The following is a 14,786-nucleotide window of genomic DNA, read 5'->3' on the forward strand; positions in this document are numbered from 1 at the left end:
AATAGTACGAAATTTGTCGATGCGATCTGGTGACGGCGAGCGGTTAAACTGGCACCAGCATGTCTCGCGCAACCAAGTTCGCTCTTCCTCTCTTCCTGCTTGCCGCTTTGCCCGTCTGTGCGTCAGCGCAGGATGCCGACCTCACTGCGAAGATCAAGGCGATTCCTCGCGTGATCAGCGTTCAATCCAGCGGGGCGAACTACGAGATCATGTTCGACCAGCCGTTGGACCACACGAACCCCAGCGGAGCCCACTTCCAACAGCGAATCTTTCTGCGTAATGCGGGGCCAGACAAGCCGGTGCTCCTCGGTACTGAAGGCTATTCGGCTCGCGGCGTGTACGGTGGCGAACTCAAGACCATCCTGAACGATCCCAACCAACTGACGGTCGAACATCGGTTCTTCGGTAAGTCGATGCCCTCGCCGGTGGAGTGGAAGTACCTGACGATCAAGAATGCCGCCGACGACATGCACGACATCGTGACCGCCTTTAAGAACCTGTACAAAGGGAAGTGGGTGGCCAGCGGCGCCAGCAAGGGTGGTCAAACCGCGCTGTTCTTCAAGGCTTACTATCCGAACGATGTCGATGTAACAGTGGCCTACGTCGCGCCGATCAACCTCGCGCAGGAGGACCCGCGCATCTATCAATGGCTGAATTCAGTGGGCGACGAAGGCACTCGGCAGAAGATCAAAGACTTGCAGATTGCGCTGTTGAAGAGGGAAGACGAGGTGCTTCCGCTTCTGAATGCCGACCCCAAGGACTATGCGATGGGTGTAAACAAGGCGTACGAGTACGGCGTGCTGGAGTTTCCGTTTGCGCTGTGGCAGTACGGCACCAAGCCGGAAGGGCTGCCCGAGCCGGACGCTCCTGCCGCGGAGCTTGCCAAAGCCTATCGGCAGGTCAATTCGATGTTCTACTACTCGGATGCGGGCATCAAAACTTTCCAGGCGTTCTACTATCAGGCGTTCACCGAGATCGGCTACTACAACTACGACATCACCGATTTTCGGCCTTATCTAAAGCACAATCCGAACCCAACCAACCTTGATCTTTGCCCGCCGGGAACCAAGGATTCGATCGTGTACAACCCGGCGACGCTCTCCTTCGTGTACCACTTCCTGCAATACGAAGCGAACAACGTCATCTATGTGTACGGCGAAACCGACACGTGGTCGGCGACCCAAATGGAGCTGATCGGACGGACGAACGAGGTGAAGATTTTGGTGAAGGGCGCGTATCACAATGCCAGCATCCGGCTTGCTTCGCCGTTGCAGAAGAGCCAGGTGTTAGCCGCAATGGAAGACTGGCTGGGGATGCAGCTGACGAAGGTCTGATTATGAGCCGCTCGCCCGAATGAACGTACTCTCCGGTGGACCGAAGTAGCTCGGCTTCAGTCCGCCGGTGTCCACGACGATCTTTTGCAAAACCACGCCAGGGTCGACGCCCCAAAACCGAATCTTGTGCCTCCCTGGCTTTACCAAGGCGAAAGGAATCGTCTTGATGATGGCGTTCTGCGCCACCGACGCTTCCCAACTCGGCGTGAAATACACGTACTTCTCGTGCATGTTCACCTCGACCGGCTCGCCGTCGTCGAGTGAGACGGCGAACCGCAGGCCCGAACCCGGCTTCAACAGTTGCGTAGGTGACAAGATGGTTTGAATCTGGATCGGTCCGCTTGAGAACAGATAAATTGGGTATTCCAAAAAGACTTGATCCTTCGTCGGTATCAGCGGCGCGGCGGTTGTAGGAACCAAAGCGACGCCCGAGTCGGTTCGGCTCAAGCCGGGAAGCTCGGCAAAGCGCACCTTTCCGTTGTCGGAATGGCCTTTGAAATGGTTGGCCTCGATGGACACATAACCGTCTCCCTCGACAAAGCCATCGACGACCGTATTGGGATAGGCGAGCAATGGTCGCACAGGCACGGAAAGTTGGAAAGACGAACCGTCCGAACCCATGATCGTAATCGACCCGGAGGTGGCGGTTTTAGGAACCCGGATCCAGTTGGCGGAGACATAAATCCGCTTGTCGTGGCTTAATTCACCCTCGGATGAACTCAAGCTTAGCCAAGGATTAGCGGTGGCGGTGAACGTCAGCTTGCCCAACCCCTTATTGAATAGGTCGAAATAAACATCTCCCGACGAATAGGCGCTGAGGAGTGGCAGGACGCCTTCCGCGCCGCCTTCAGGAGCCATACCCATCGCGGGCCGATCCTTTGGAGTGACCCGTTCAACCGCAGGCGGGGTGTCTTTGTCCGGTTGTTGCCAACTGGTGTATCCGATGTGCGTCTGGTCCATCATGTGGTCCCATTTCCCATCGTGGATCGTGTGATATTGCCGCTGGAGGTCGCGATCTTTCTGGAACAAACCACCGACGATATTGGCGGCAATATTCGCCGAAACCCGCCCCTGCTTCGCCCAAAGGTGGTTCAGACCGGCCGCGTAATAAAGCAGATTGAGGTTGGCGCTCGCCTCGACCGGATAGCCGACCAACTGGAAGTACGCGTCGCGATACTCCTGGGGAAGAAGGTTCTGAACGGCCTGCGACTGCTTGGCCAGGCTCTCCCAATCGTCTGCCACCCGCTCCGCCTCGCGGTAGTTCTCCAGGCTGTAAGTTGAAGGGGATAGAAGCTCCGGCTTGCGCCGACCGTTGAACTTCGTGTACTTCTCGATCAGGTCGGCGATCGAAGGCGAATGCTCGTCGCCAAACTCTCGTCGAACCCAGTTCTCGGCATATTTCCCCAGGGTCGCCGCCGTCCAGCGGTCGGGGTCCCAGCCCATGCGAATGAAGAACTCGGTCGGGAATTCGTTCGGCTTGATGTCACCGACGTTGGCGATCCATATTCGATCTGCCTTCCATTCGTACGCCATGTGCATCTGCTCCCAGATTCGCGGCAGGGGACTGGTATCCACCCATTTGTAGTTGCGAGGCCCACCCACATAGTCGAAGTGGTAATACACCCCCGCCCCGCCGGAGCGCTTTCGCTCCTCGGGCGTTGGTAACCGTCGAATGTTGCCCCAGTTGTCGTCGGCCCAAAGCAGGGTGACGTCGTCCGGCACCCGCATGCCCTTGTCGTAGTAGTTCTGGACCTCCTTGTACAGGCACCAAAGCTGAGGAACCTTGGTGACGTCCGGGTTCACTTCCTTGGCCAGGATTCGACGCTGGGCGGCCACGATCTTCTCCAGCAAGCCGATGTTTTCGTCCTCCGACATCGGCGTGTCGATCTTGCCGCGCATGGCGATGGTCGTGATGCTCTCGTACGGCTTGTTGCGCCGCACGCCATCGGCCCAAAACTTCTCAAGTTCGTCCGGGTTCTTGAGGTAGTTCCACTGGTCGGCGGTGTAGCCAAGTCGGTTCCATTCCTTGTCGGCCCGCATCATCGGCTCCACGTGCGAGGTGCCCATCACGATGCCGTATTCGTCGGCCATCTTGGGGTTCAGTGGGTCGTCTTCGTTGAAGCAGTTGTTCCACATGGCAGGCCAAAGATAGTTGGCTCGCAGGCGCAAAAGAAGCTCGAATACGTGGACGTAGAACTCGTGTTTATAGTTGCCAAAGTTCTTGTAGACCCAGTTGCTGAGGCACGGCGCTTCGTCGTTGATGAAAATGCCGCGATACTTCACTTTCGGCGATTTCTGCACGTATCGACCGGGAGTGACGGCTAGTCGGGCATGCTTTTTGACCGGCACATCGGCCCACCAGTACCACGGGGAAACTCCGGCTTGCTCGGATAGCTCGTAGGCTCCATAGATGGTGCCCCGCTTGTCGCTCCCGGCGATGACGACCGCCTTTTCGACGCCCCTCATCGGGTGCTCGACGGTTTGAACCACGAACGACTCCCACGTGCCCTTCACCCCGTGAACATCGAGCTTGTGGTCTCGAACCAATTTGTCGACGAGCGGACACTTGCCGATGGTTCCCAGGATGATCGCGACCTTGCCACTTCCGTTGATCCTCGGTCTGTGGCCGGTCACGCGCTCGATGTCGTCGCGCAGATCTCCCGCAACCCGCTTAACGCCCGCCCAGTCTTCGTCCGCGACCAGGATCGGCACTGCGCCGACTGGACCCGCGATCTCGATTCCACCGGTCTCTCGCACGAAGGTTGGCGTCATGAACTGCACTTCTTCGCCAAAGGCGGCGGCCACGCAAGCAATGGGTAGGAGGAGCAGAAGAATTTTCATGGCTTGGGCGGGATCGTGGTGGCGAGTACCTGATCGACGGTTGGGCCCTCGTAATGCGCTGTCTTGGCCCCTTTGGGATCGACGATCGGGCGCAATTCGCGGTCAAATTTGATCAGTTCGGGCTTAGGCTTGCCGTCTGGACCTGCCCAAACGTACCACTTCGCATCCATCCAACCCACCTTGGCGTTTGGACCGACGCTCGGTTGGCCATTGGACTTCAATTGGGTCACGCGCTTCTGCAAATAGTCGTCCAGCGAAGCGTAAGGCGGACGGTTGAGAAGGTAGGTCGTGGCAAAGAACAGTGTCAGCATTGCCACCGCTCCAGCCACGATCGCTGGCAGTGGAACCCGCTTCTTGGGTTGTGTGGGGTCCACGGTCGGCAGGATCAAGTGAATGCATAGCAGGCCGAAGAAGTAGAGCGTGCCCGCCATGATGAACGGCAAGGTGTATGAACTGGTTTTCTCGACCCATACGCCGATGATCACCTGCATGAGCGCCGCACCGACCGCGCCGAACGCGGTCATCACACCGACCGTCGCCGCGACTGCCTTGCGAGGCATCGTATCCGAAGCGAGGGTGAATAGGTTGCAACTCCATCCTTGGTGGGCACCCGCCGCGATGGCAATGATGGTCAGGGCGACGTAGATCGTTGGGATTCCGGCGATGTCCGGCTTGCCAACCATGAGGCCGACGAGCATGACCGGCGTCACACACAGGGCGCTCGCCAGCATGGCGACTTTGCGCGAGAAGCCAACCGATTTGCCCGCCTTGATGAGCCTCGATGAAAGCCAACCGCCTAAGACCGAGCCGATGTCGGCGATGAGATAGACGAAGACCACCGCCCCCGCCATGAACTCTGCGGAGAGCTTGAACTGGTCGACCAGGAACTTGGGGAGCCAGGCAAGATAGAACCACCAAGGCGCGTCCGAGAAGAATTTGCCCATCGCCACCGCGTACAGCGGGCGCATGCCAAATAGCTCTTGGTACGAAACCTTCTCGCCCTCCGGCTCGGCGTCGCCCTCGATATGCTCGAGCTCTTGCGGACTGAGCGACGGGTGATCATGAGGCGAGGCGTACAGCTTCGCCCAGAACAACAGCCAGACCGCGCCGATGCTCCCAAGAATCAGAAAAGCGGCTCGCCAGCCGAACTGCTTGGCCACATAGACGGCCAAAAAGGGAGCCAGAACCGCGCCAATATTCGTTCCCGAGTTGAACCAGCCGGTGGCCAACGCGCGCTCCTTCTTAGGGAACCACTCGGCCGTGGTTTTGACGGAAGCAGGGAAGTTGGCGGACTCGCCGACGCCCAGCATAAACCGAGCGGCGATGAAACCCATGAACCCGCCCACCAGCGCATGTGCCGCCGAAGCGATTGTCCAAACAAAGAAGCCCCAGCCGAGCCCCTTCTTCGTCCCGATGCGGTCGATCAGGCGTCCGACGAACACCATTCCGAAGCCGTACGCCAGCAGGAAGCTAGCGTTGATGAGGGCAATATCGACGGGCCCGATCCGCAGTTCGTTGTCAAAGAAGGGAACCAAGAGTGCGAAAAGCTGGCGGTCCAAATAGTTGATGGTCGTCGCCGCGAACAGAAGTCCGCAAATAGTCCACCGCACCCGCCCTATCGCCTTCACCATCGAAATCGTCCTGCTCCCACGACGGCGCGGGAACGCTTAAAGCCTATATGATTTACCGGTAGATTCGCAAGCGGCCCGATTTGCCTGACATCGAGCGCCAGCCTGTGATATGATTTCTATGATTTAGCCTTAAATCTTATGAAAACAACGATGCGACAGGTGGCCGAGGCGGCCGGAGTCTCTGCGATGGCGGTCTCGTACGTCCTGCACGGCACGGGCAAGAACGTGCGTGTAAGCAAGGAAACCGCCGAGAAAATTCGCCGGGTTGCGGCGGAGCTTCGCTACCAGCCAAACAACGTGGCCCGCAGTCTGCGAAACCGACAGACGCACATGATCGGCGTCGTTTTTCAGCACTTCAGCCGCCTCAGCGATGCCAACCCGTACTATCCGCAGTTGCTGAACGGCGTGATGTCGGCCCTGTTTCCGCAGAAGTACACGCTCGCCCTGTGCCCCGAACTCGCGATGGGCACCGCCGAAGAAGCGATCTTCGATGGTCGTTTTGATGGAATCCTCTGGGCCCGTCCCGACTTCAACGAGGCATCCATCGAGAAGTTCCGCCACGCCTCGACGCCGCTTGTTCTGATGCACGCTCCCCCCGGAACCGCCGAAGGCGTTCCGACCTTCTGCGCTGACAACGAAGGCGCTTTGCGGCTGGTCACCCGCCACCTTCGCGATCTCAAACACGAAAACATCTGCTTCGTGGTGGACGAACTCAGCGAGCCGACCGCCGAGGGTAAGGCGCGCATCTCGGCTTTTCTGTCGGCGGTCGAAGAAGAAGGAATTTGGGGCGAAGTATTCGTTTGGGACGAGAATCCGCGGACCTTCAAGGAGTATCTGCAGGCCCATCCGAGAATCACGGCGATGGCGTGCTTCAGCGATACCATCGCGGGAACCGTTCTTCAAACCTGCAAGGTGCTGGACATCCAGGTTCCGTGGGACCTGTCCGTCATAGGTTTTGACTCTTCGTCATTTTGCGAGCGCACGCATCCGCGCCTGACCTCCGTGCATCAGCCGGTGGAGTTGATCGCCTTCGAAGCGGTGACGCACCTGCTGTCGATGGTCCGCGATCGAGCAAACGGGATCGAACTTGAGCCCGGCGTCCCCACGACCTACAAGTGCGGCCTGGACCTGCGCGACTCGACGACGACCCCCTCAAAGAAGAGGTTTTGACGGGCGATAAGCCCGAACGGTAAGAAGAATGGCGATTCACGACCCTCAAACCATGCTCGACGCCGAGCCGAAGAACCCGGTGGCCAACGCCAAATTCTTCAATGCCCACCACTCGCCGGTCGGCGCGTTCGCCAGCTTTACGTTTGGGTGCAAGGGCGCGCTTGGCGGACTAGGGATGGAGCTCAAGGGTCCGGCCGACGAGGGAATCTATATTGGCGTCGAGGACGCCAAGAACCCAGGCCACTTCGTGGCTCTGCCGTTCTTTGAGGGGCAGGAAGAAGAGGTCGCCGCCGAGGACTACGACATTGAGGGTCTGAGCGACTATCAGTTCGCCCGGACTACGCGGCTGTTTGCCGATGGCGACGTCACGCGCACGTTCGGTGCCTGTACCGACCAGTGGACCGCTGGCGATCTGACTTTTCGGGTAGCAAGTCCCTTATCCAAGCTTCCCGATCCCTCGTCGGCATCTGACGAGCTTTTGCGTCAAACGTTTGCGCCGGTCGTTTTCGCAGAGCTGACTATTGACAACCGAGCGGGGACGACGGCCCGAAAGGCGTTCTTTGGCTATGCCGGTTCCAACCGGTCAAACTCGATGCGAACCTGGCGGCGCGACGGTGCCGTGGGCATCGCGCAGGGAAGAGAGATCGCGATTGCGACCAACGACCCAACCGCCTACGCGGGCGTGGCCTGGCAACCAGAAGCGATTTTGAGTCCCAGACACGGAGAGAATGTTGACTTCATGCTTGGCAACATCGGGCTGGTGGTGGTCACGGTCCCGGCGGGCGAACTCAAAACGATTCGTTACGCCATCGGATTCTTCCGTGAGGGAACCGCAACCAGCGGCATGGAGTCGAGATACCTCTATCGGCGTTGGTTCGACAATTTGGAAGAGGTCGCCACGTACGGATTGTCGCGCCACTCGGTGGCTTTTCGAGATTCGGCCGAAATCGACCGTCGTTTGAGCCAAAAACTAGATCCAGTGCGCGCCCTGATGGCGGGGCACGCGATCCGGAGTTACCTTGGCGCGACCCAGATGCTCGAACTCGCCGACGGAAGCCCACTGTGGGTGGTGAACGAGGGCGAATACCGCATGATGAACACGTTCGACCTGACGGTCGATCAGCTCTACATGGAGCTTGCGCTGAACCCGTGGACCATCCGCAATGTGCTCGACCTTTTCGTCGAACGGTATAGCTACGACGACGACGTTCGGTTTCCTGGCGACGAGCAAACCCACCCCGGCGGCATCGCGTTCTGCCACGACATGGGCATCGGAAATGTGTTCTCGCCGGTTGGACATTCCTGCTACGAGCAAGCCGGACTGCGCGGCGTGTTCTCCTACATGAGCTTTGAGGAGTTAGTCAACTGGGCGCTGTGCGCGTGCCTGTACCTCCAGCACACCGACGATTGGGCGTGGGGCGAAAAGCACCGCGAGGTCTTCGCGCGAGTGGTGCAGAGTATGGCCAGCCGCGACAATCCTGACCCGGCCAAACGCAACGGAGTGATGGGCCTGGATGCCGCCCGCTGCAAGGGCGGCAAAGAGATCACGACTTACGACAGCCTTGATGCCTCGCTAGGTCAGGCTCGAAACAACCTCTACTTGGCCGTCAAAACGTGGGCGGCATACGCGCTCATGGCTCCAGTTCTCGACCGACTTGGGAACTCCGACGCCGCAAACTTGGCCCGACTGCAAGCCGAAAAGTGTGTCTCCACGCTTCTGGCAAGTGTGGACAATGAGGGGCTTTTGCCAGCAGTGATCGGCGAAGGTGTGGAAGCGAGGATCATCCCTGCCATCGAGGGCTTGATCTTCCCCTACGTGGCTGGCCGAGCCGACCTCGTGCCTGCCGATCTGCAAGCTGCCCTAGAGAAGCACTTCGACCGCATCCTACGCAAAGGCTTGTGCCTGTTTGATGACGGCGGTTGGAAGCTCAGCTCGACCAGCCGAAACTCATGGCTGAGCAAGATTTACCTTTGCCAGTTCATCGCCGAGACGATTTTAGGGAAGCCCGCCGACCAGCGTGCCGACCAAGCCCACCTATCCTGGCTAATGGATGAAGACAATGCCTATTTTGCTTGGAGCGACCAGATGCTCGCGGGCAAGGCCCACGGAAGCCGATACTATCCTCGCGGCGTGACGAGCCTGCTGTGGCTGGCCACCGACAGCGGACAGGCAATCGGTCAAATCGAATCGGCCATCTTTGGCTAACCCTTTCCCCTTGGTCTCGCCGGAAGGGGAATCTCAAGGCCTGAACTCGAGAACATCCAGTCCGTGAAGAAGAAGCCATCAAAGATGTCGGGCCAGACAGCTTTCATCGGCGAGTATCCGAGCGGACCCGCGATCTGCTGATTGTGAAACGGCGATGTCGCCGGTAAGGCGTGAAAGTCCACGAAGGCGTAAGGGTGCCCCACGTTGTGAAGCCACCCCTCGATGGAGTCGTCGCTGGCGGTATCGAGGGCTTGGTCGCCGAAGAACGGGTTGCCGATCCAGCCGTGGTGGGCCACGAATGCGATGGTGTACATTCGCTTGCCAAGGGCCTCATGCGCCCAGTCTCCCATATCGCGCAGGTTCTTGTAGCTGAGCGTCGGAAGCTGGGTATCGATCTGTGACGGATTCCGCATCAGGTGGAAACTCGCGGCCCACACGATGATCTTTCGGTTCTTGTAGGGACCGTTCGCCAACCAAACAAGATTCTCGCCCATGCGCCGGTCGCGCGGGTTGTTGGAATCGACACCCGAGGTGTTGCCCTTGATCATCGCTAAAATGGCTGCGTTCCCTAAATAGCGAATCATTCTTTCGGTTTTGGTTGCTCCCACCTTGGCTTCGAACGCCACCCCATTCTCCGAGATCAGCTTACTAAGAGATTCGAACGTTTGTTTGGATTCCGAAGCAGTTCCGCCGTCGGAATTAAGGGCGGTGTAGCCACAAGCTATCGACAGCGCATGGCGAAGATCGGCGGCTAGCGGCATACCTGCATCGCTAAAGAACTTTGCCACCGATGCTTCAAATCCATTGGAGGCTTGGCCAGAAAATTGCGGATCGGCGCCGGACATCTGCAAAGGATTTTTGGTCTTCCAAGTGGAGGCGGCGTACTCGAACAACTGCCGAACCGGCGGCGTCTTGCCCCAGATCGGAAAGATTCCTTGGTCGATCGCCTCGGTCCAGCTCCTGCCGTCGGCTAGCGTCTGATTCATCTGATCGCAGTCGTACATTCCCGATTCCCAAACCAGCACGTCGAATCCGCACTTTTCGTGCAGGTACCGAATCAGCCGGGCTTTGGCCAAGAACGTCGCTCCGTCCTGGTGACTCGGCTCGCCTAACTGGACGATCTGGGCGTCGCCGATCGCGTGCCGAATGGATTGGAGATCGGAGAAATCTGTGTCACCAATTTCAATTGACCGGACCGGGTGCACCGCCTGAGCGACGGTCGCCGGAACCTTCGCAGGCTTGGCCGGTTCGCCAGCTTTCAACCGAATATCGGGCAATACCGATGACGCCGACGGAAAGCGCATCGAGTTCTTCTCCCACCATTCCACCCACCACCTCGCATCCTGCGCGCCGAAGTAGTCGATGTGGTTGGGCATGCAGATTGCGAAGTACCCGATGTCGTACTTCATCGAATCGCCATAGGCTCGGATTGCGGCGACCAGATAGGGGATAGCGCGAATTCGGTCGGCTCGGTTCAGGGTGTTGCAAAGTTTCTCCCGCTTCTTGGCATCGAGAAATTCGCCTTTCGAGGCGCTCTCGACAAACAACTTTGCTACCTCCTCGAAGGACATTTCGGCGTCTGCTTTTTCCGCTACCGAGGTTGATTGGATTGTCACCTCTGGCATGGGAAAGTCTTTCAGCGCCGGGTAGTCCTTAGCGTGCTGGGTCCACCAATCTCGCCACCATTGGCGCGTGTGCAAAGCGTCGTACGGAATTCCGGTCAGGGGCGAAAGTCCGAAGTAATCCAACCAGTATTTCCAGCCGTCAGGTCCCAGGATGATGAGCCGAATAAACTCGGGGATTAGCCGGTCGTCCTTACGGTCGTTGGTGCTAGGTGTCAGGAGGCTGATATGCTCGCCGATGGGTCCGTCTGGGGCGGCGGCGAGTTTTTGGAATTGGTCGAGAATCGCGTCTTTCGCCCAGTCCGACGATTGGCGAGTGAGGATCATGACTGCCTTGCTGTACTTATCGCTGTCCTTGGGGTTCGCCAACACGGGAAGAATCTCGTCGCGGACCACCGTCGAGTCCGCGCCAAGCTTGGCGATGAAATCGTAGACCGTCGTCAAAGGTTGATCGCTTTCCAGAGCCGCCTTCCAGAGCTTTTGGAAGACCTCGTTGCGTGTTTGGAGATCGATAGATTCAGGAATCGAATGTCCGTAGATCGAAGAAAGGAGGGCGTCGGCTTTGTGCAATGCGTCCTGCGGATTTGACTTCACAAGCGCGTCGAAGAACAACTTCATGACCAATGCGTTGAGGCCGGCTTTGGATAAATCGTTGTGGTCCCTTGCCCACGCTAACGCCTCGGTAGAGGATACAAAGCAGGTGAGGGATTGCTGGCTGAGCGAAGTCAGAGCCCGTCCCCGGACGCCGAGGTCGGCGTCGCCAAAGGCGAGTTCGAGGAAGGGAAGCTGGTTTGCGAGCTTCTGCGACTGGATATTGGTGAGAAGAGACTGTTTCGACAAGGGAACAAGTTTCGACCAGCCGTCACTCAAAGCCTCCGTCGGTGACTTGGTCAGGTTCATCATGAGCTGATTGGAGGCTCGAAGTTGTTCTTGCGTAGGTTCAGGAGCCATCGTCGAGGATTCGACCGCCTGGCGGTTTTCGGCGTACCAAGCCTTCCACCAATCCGCGTTAGTATCGCCCTCCCAAGTCACCGAGGTCACCTGCGGAAGCAGACGCGAGCAGATGCCCCGCGTCACCGTAGGGGGCGCGGTGTCGAGGATGCTTACTAATGGCTCGATAATTCGCGGATCGTGAATGTTTTGATAGTAGAGTTCGAAGTAGATCATGCTGCGTTGCAGGCGCTCGGGGTGCTCGCAGGTGAATCGAACCATGCCCAGCATCACATCGTTGGTCCAAGGCGACTTCATCGAATAGAGAACCCGCAGAGCCTGCTCTTCGTTTTTGCCCTCGTACCAACCGGGCACGAGATTCGCCTTGGCGTATCGTTCAGAAACCCCGACTGTATCCATAAGGTCGTCGAAGTCTCGCAAGCTGCTTGGATCGACCTGCCGCTTTGCTTCTTCCGCGCTGAGCCTTTGGTAGATCGTGTCGCGTTGGTCATCGGTCCACATCTTGGGGAATTCACGCATACCCATCGAATGGGAATAAAACGAAACCGACCAGTCCAGGTCACGTCCAGATTGCTTGTGCAGTCGGCGATACGCTTCGGCCGCCAATCCGGTCATCGCTTCCTGGCGAGACTTTCCGGCGTTAGCGCGGCTCCAAGCTTGAGCAGCCCGAAAGTCGTAAGATGATGGATTCGCCATCTCGCGCATTAGCGTTTCCAGGCAAGTCGAGACCACTTCGCTTTCGCCATCGTGCAGGCCTAAATCCAGGCTGGGCATCAGGCCGAATCGGGAGCTCCGAGAGAAGTACACGACCAGTTCGTTCTTTCGCTTCAGACTCATTTTTGGCCAAGCGGCGCGGAGAAGTCGGTCCATCTGGCCATTGCTCAGGTTTCCCGTCTCATTCTCGATCGTCTGCCAAACTGGCTTGCCTGCGACCAGTTTTTGCACCAAGTCGTTGGAAGCTTGTCCAAACACCGTACAGGCGAGGGGAAGCAAAAGAGTGGTCATCGAGAGGCGTTGCATTGGTCTGACTACGATTGTAGTCTCACTTTCGCAAATTTTGGACTACAATTGTAGGCAGAAGGGAAAAAATTTCAAAAATGAGACTTGGCGACTCCGAACTTCAGCTTCTCAAATACATTCAAGACAGCGGCCCGTCTTCGGTCCGACAAGTGGCGGATGAGTACGGAGAAGCGAAGGGTTTGGCCCGTACAACCGTCCAAACCGTGATGGAGCGCCTGCGCAAAAAGGGCTTCCTTGAGCGCGAGGAGCGCGAGGGATCCTTTGTGTACTCCGCTCGTCAAGGCAAGGAACGGACTTTGCACGACTCCATCGATTCGTTTGTCAAGAACACGCTCGGCGGGTCGATTGCACCGATCGCATCGTACTTTGCCAACGCCAAGAACCTCACGCCCGAGGAGGTCGAGATGCTCCGCTCGGTGGTTGAAAAACTTGGTGAGGATGGAAAATCATGATCGAATTCACGATCAGCCTCCTATCCATTGCCGCGACGATGGGGATCTTTACGGCTATTTTGGCGCTCGCCCTTCGAAAGTTTGCCAATGTTCCACCTCGCCAAGTAGCGGGAATATGGCTTTTCTTCGCGTTCGCGCCGGTCATCTTGTTGGTCCTCGGCCTAGCAGGACAGCAATCGGGACGCTTTGATTTGGTTACCACAGCCCAATCGGTGGTGCTGAGGGGGGCCAGTGTCACCTTAGTGGATAATTCGCTTTTCAGGCTGTCAGATGGCAATTGGCAACCAATGCCGGGCGTTATGATATTGCTTCGTGTCTTCTTCGCCATATGGGCGGTCGGCGCCTTCGCGCTTCTGATCATCCGTGGCTACCAGCTTTTTCTGGCCCAACAGTTTTCGGTGTGGGCCAACGATTTAGAAGATGAACGGGTGCGGGACGAAGCCAAATACATGGGCTGGAGTTTTGGCATGGCGACTCCTCAGATTCGAGAATCGGTATTGGTTCGTTCTCCGTTGGTGGTCGGTGTCCGTAAGTTCACGCTTTTGATGCCGGCTGGCATGTCCCGAGACCTCACTGACGACGAGCTTCGGGCTATCCTCGCCCATGAGTTTTCGCACATCGCCAAGGCCGACACCCGCGTCCTTGCTCTGCTGATCATCAACGAATGCCTCTTTTGGTTCAGCCCGTTCACTTGGCTGGTCCAACGGAATTGGGCCACGTACCGAGAACTCGACGCGGACCGCGAAGCGATCCTCCGTTCTTCGATCGAACCGAAGCGGTTCGCCAATCTCCTCGTTCGGATCGTGACCTCATCCAAAACGCCGTGGCTTCAGACCGCGATTGGCGCGACAAGGGATTTCAAAGCTCTCAAAAGGCGGATCCTCAACATGAGTCGACCAACGACCGACTTTCCTTCGTCGCGTGGTTTCGTGTTCCTCTCCTGTTTCATGGGTACTTGGCTTGGAATGTCAGTGTCGTTGAGACCGACATTCGAGCGGATCACCGACTCCAATCTCGTCATCGACGGTGGATTTGAAAGCGGGTTGGAGACCTGGCGACCCGGCACGATGCCGGAGGAATCCGACACGGGCGTGACCTACAAACTCGACACCGAGGTCTACCATTCTGGCCACGCGAGCCTCAAATACACCAAACAGCGCCCCACCTATTTCCCGATTCAAGTGATGCGGCCGCAATTGATGCCGTACCGCATGACCAAACGAGTCGAAACGACCTGCTGGATGAAGGCTCGGAATGCGGGCAAGGCTACGATCTGCCTCGTGTTTCATCGCAAAGGTCATGAGTCGGACTACCATTGGGCGGTCTATGCATCGGGGCCAAAACCCGATGTCGGTGTCACGCATGACTGGAAGCAGTACCAAAGCGTGGTCGCCGTTCCGGAGGACACAACCTCGGTAGAAATGCTAGTGCAGATGTACGGGCCGGGAGAGGCCTGGTTCGACGATGTATCCCTCAAGTTCGTCGCTGACGAGACACCGATCGTCGAGGCTGTCGATATGACCAAGGGCTAGAGATAACTCTCTAGCCCTTGGTCCGCT

General features: G+C 57.8%; 8 protein-coding genes. 5 read left to right on the forward strand and 3 right to left on the reverse strand.

The window, feature by feature from the left end:
• Positions 1 to 59: 59 nt before the first annotated feature.
• A complete protein-coding gene (locus GC165_10360) occupies positions 60 to 1,334 on the forward strand; it encodes a peptidase (GenBank protein MBI1333269.1) in 1,275 nt (424 codons plus the stop codon).
• Here the strand turns inward: GC165_10360 and GC165_10365 are convergent, their stop codons facing one another.
• Positions 1,335 to 4,175, reverse strand: coding sequence for a glycosyl hydrolase (locus GC165_10365; GenBank protein ID MBI1333270.1), 2,841 nt, complete (start codon positions 4,173 to 4,175; stop codon positions 1,335 to 1,337).
• The gene (locus GC165_10370; protein MBI1333271.1) at positions 4,172 to 5,806 is read right to left on the reverse strand and encodes an MFS transporter; all 1,635 of its coding nucleotides are present in this window, start codon (positions 5,804 to 5,806) and stop codon (positions 4,172 to 4,174) included. Before GC165_10370 ends, GC165_10365 begins: the two co-directional genes overlap by 4 nt.
• Before the next feature lie 138 nt (positions 5,807 to 5,944).
• Here GC165_10370 and GC165_10375 point away from each other — a divergent pair, with 138 nt between their 5' ends.
• Complete coding sequence (locus GC165_10375) at positions 5,945 to 6,976, forward strand: LacI family DNA-binding transcriptional regulator (protein ID MBI1333272.1); 1,032 nt, start codon at positions 5,945 to 5,947, stop codon at positions 6,974 to 6,976.
• 79 nt (positions 6,977 to 7,055) lie between these two features.
• The gene (locus GC165_10380; GenBank protein MBI1333273.1) at positions 7,056 to 9,182 is read left to right on the forward strand and encodes a beta-xylosidase; all 2,127 of its coding nucleotides are present in this window, start codon (positions 7,056 to 7,058) and stop codon (positions 9,180 to 9,182) included.
• Here GC165_10380 and GC165_10385 read toward each other — a convergent pair.
• Entirely contained in the window at positions 9,179 to 12,775 is a 3,597-nt protein-coding gene (locus GC165_10385; GenBank protein MBI1333274.1) for a hypothetical protein, read from the reverse strand. The genes GC165_10380 and GC165_10385 overlap by 4 nt on opposite strands.
• 77 nt (positions 12,776 to 12,852) lie before the next feature.
• On the opposite strand from GC165_10385, the gene GC165_10390 reads away from it, so the two are divergent.
• Both GC165_10390 and GC165_10395 read left to right on the forward strand, forming a co-directional pair.
• Positions 12,853 to 13,227 (forward strand): BlaI/MecI/CopY family transcriptional regulator, encoded by a 375-nt coding sequence (locus GC165_10390; GenBank protein ID MBI1333275.1) that lies wholly within the window; start codon positions 12,853 to 12,855, stop codon positions 13,225 to 13,227.
• Positions 13,224 to 14,759, forward strand: a complete 1,536-nt coding sequence (locus GC165_10395; GenBank protein ID MBI1333276.1) for a M48 family metalloprotease — start codon at positions 13,224 to 13,226, stop codon at positions 14,757 to 14,759. Before GC165_10390 ends, GC165_10395 begins: the two co-directional genes overlap by 4 nt.
• Positions 14,760 to 14,786: the final 27 nt, after the last annotated feature.

This window comes from Armatimonadota bacterium, from assembly GCA_016125185.1.
Classification (GTDB): domain Bacteria; phylum Armatimonadota; class Fimbriimonadia; order Fimbriimonadales; family Fimbriimonadaceae; genus Fimbriimonas.

Bases quoted from the DNA above. Each gene is read 5' to 3' on its own strand.
- GC165_10360 (MBI1333269.1), top strand. From the start codon at position 60: ATGTCTCGCGCAACCAAGTTCGCTCTTCCTCTCTTCCTGCTTGCCGCT.
- GC165_10365 (MBI1333270.1), bottom strand. From the start codon at position 4,175: ATGAAAATTCTTCTGCTCCTCCTACCCATTGCTTGCGTGGCCGCCGCC.
- GC165_10370 (MBI1333271.1), bottom strand. From the start codon at position 5,806: ATGGTGAAGGCGATAGGGCGGGTGCGGTGGACTATTTGCGGACTTCTG.
- GC165_10375 (MBI1333272.1), top strand. From the start codon at position 5,945: ATGAAAACAACGATGCGACAGGTGGCCGAGGCGGCCGGAGTCTCTGCG.
- GC165_10385 (MBI1333274.1), bottom strand. From the start codon at position 12,775: ATGCAACGCCTCTCGATGACCACTCTTTTGCTTCCCCTCGCCTGTACG.
- GC165_10390 (MBI1333275.1), top strand. From the start codon at position 12,853: ATGAGACTTGGCGACTCCGAACTTCAGCTTCTCAAATACATTCAAGAC.
- GC165_10395 (MBI1333276.1), top strand. From the start codon at position 13,224: ATGATCGAATTCACGATCAGCCTCCTATCCATTGCCGCGACGATGGGG.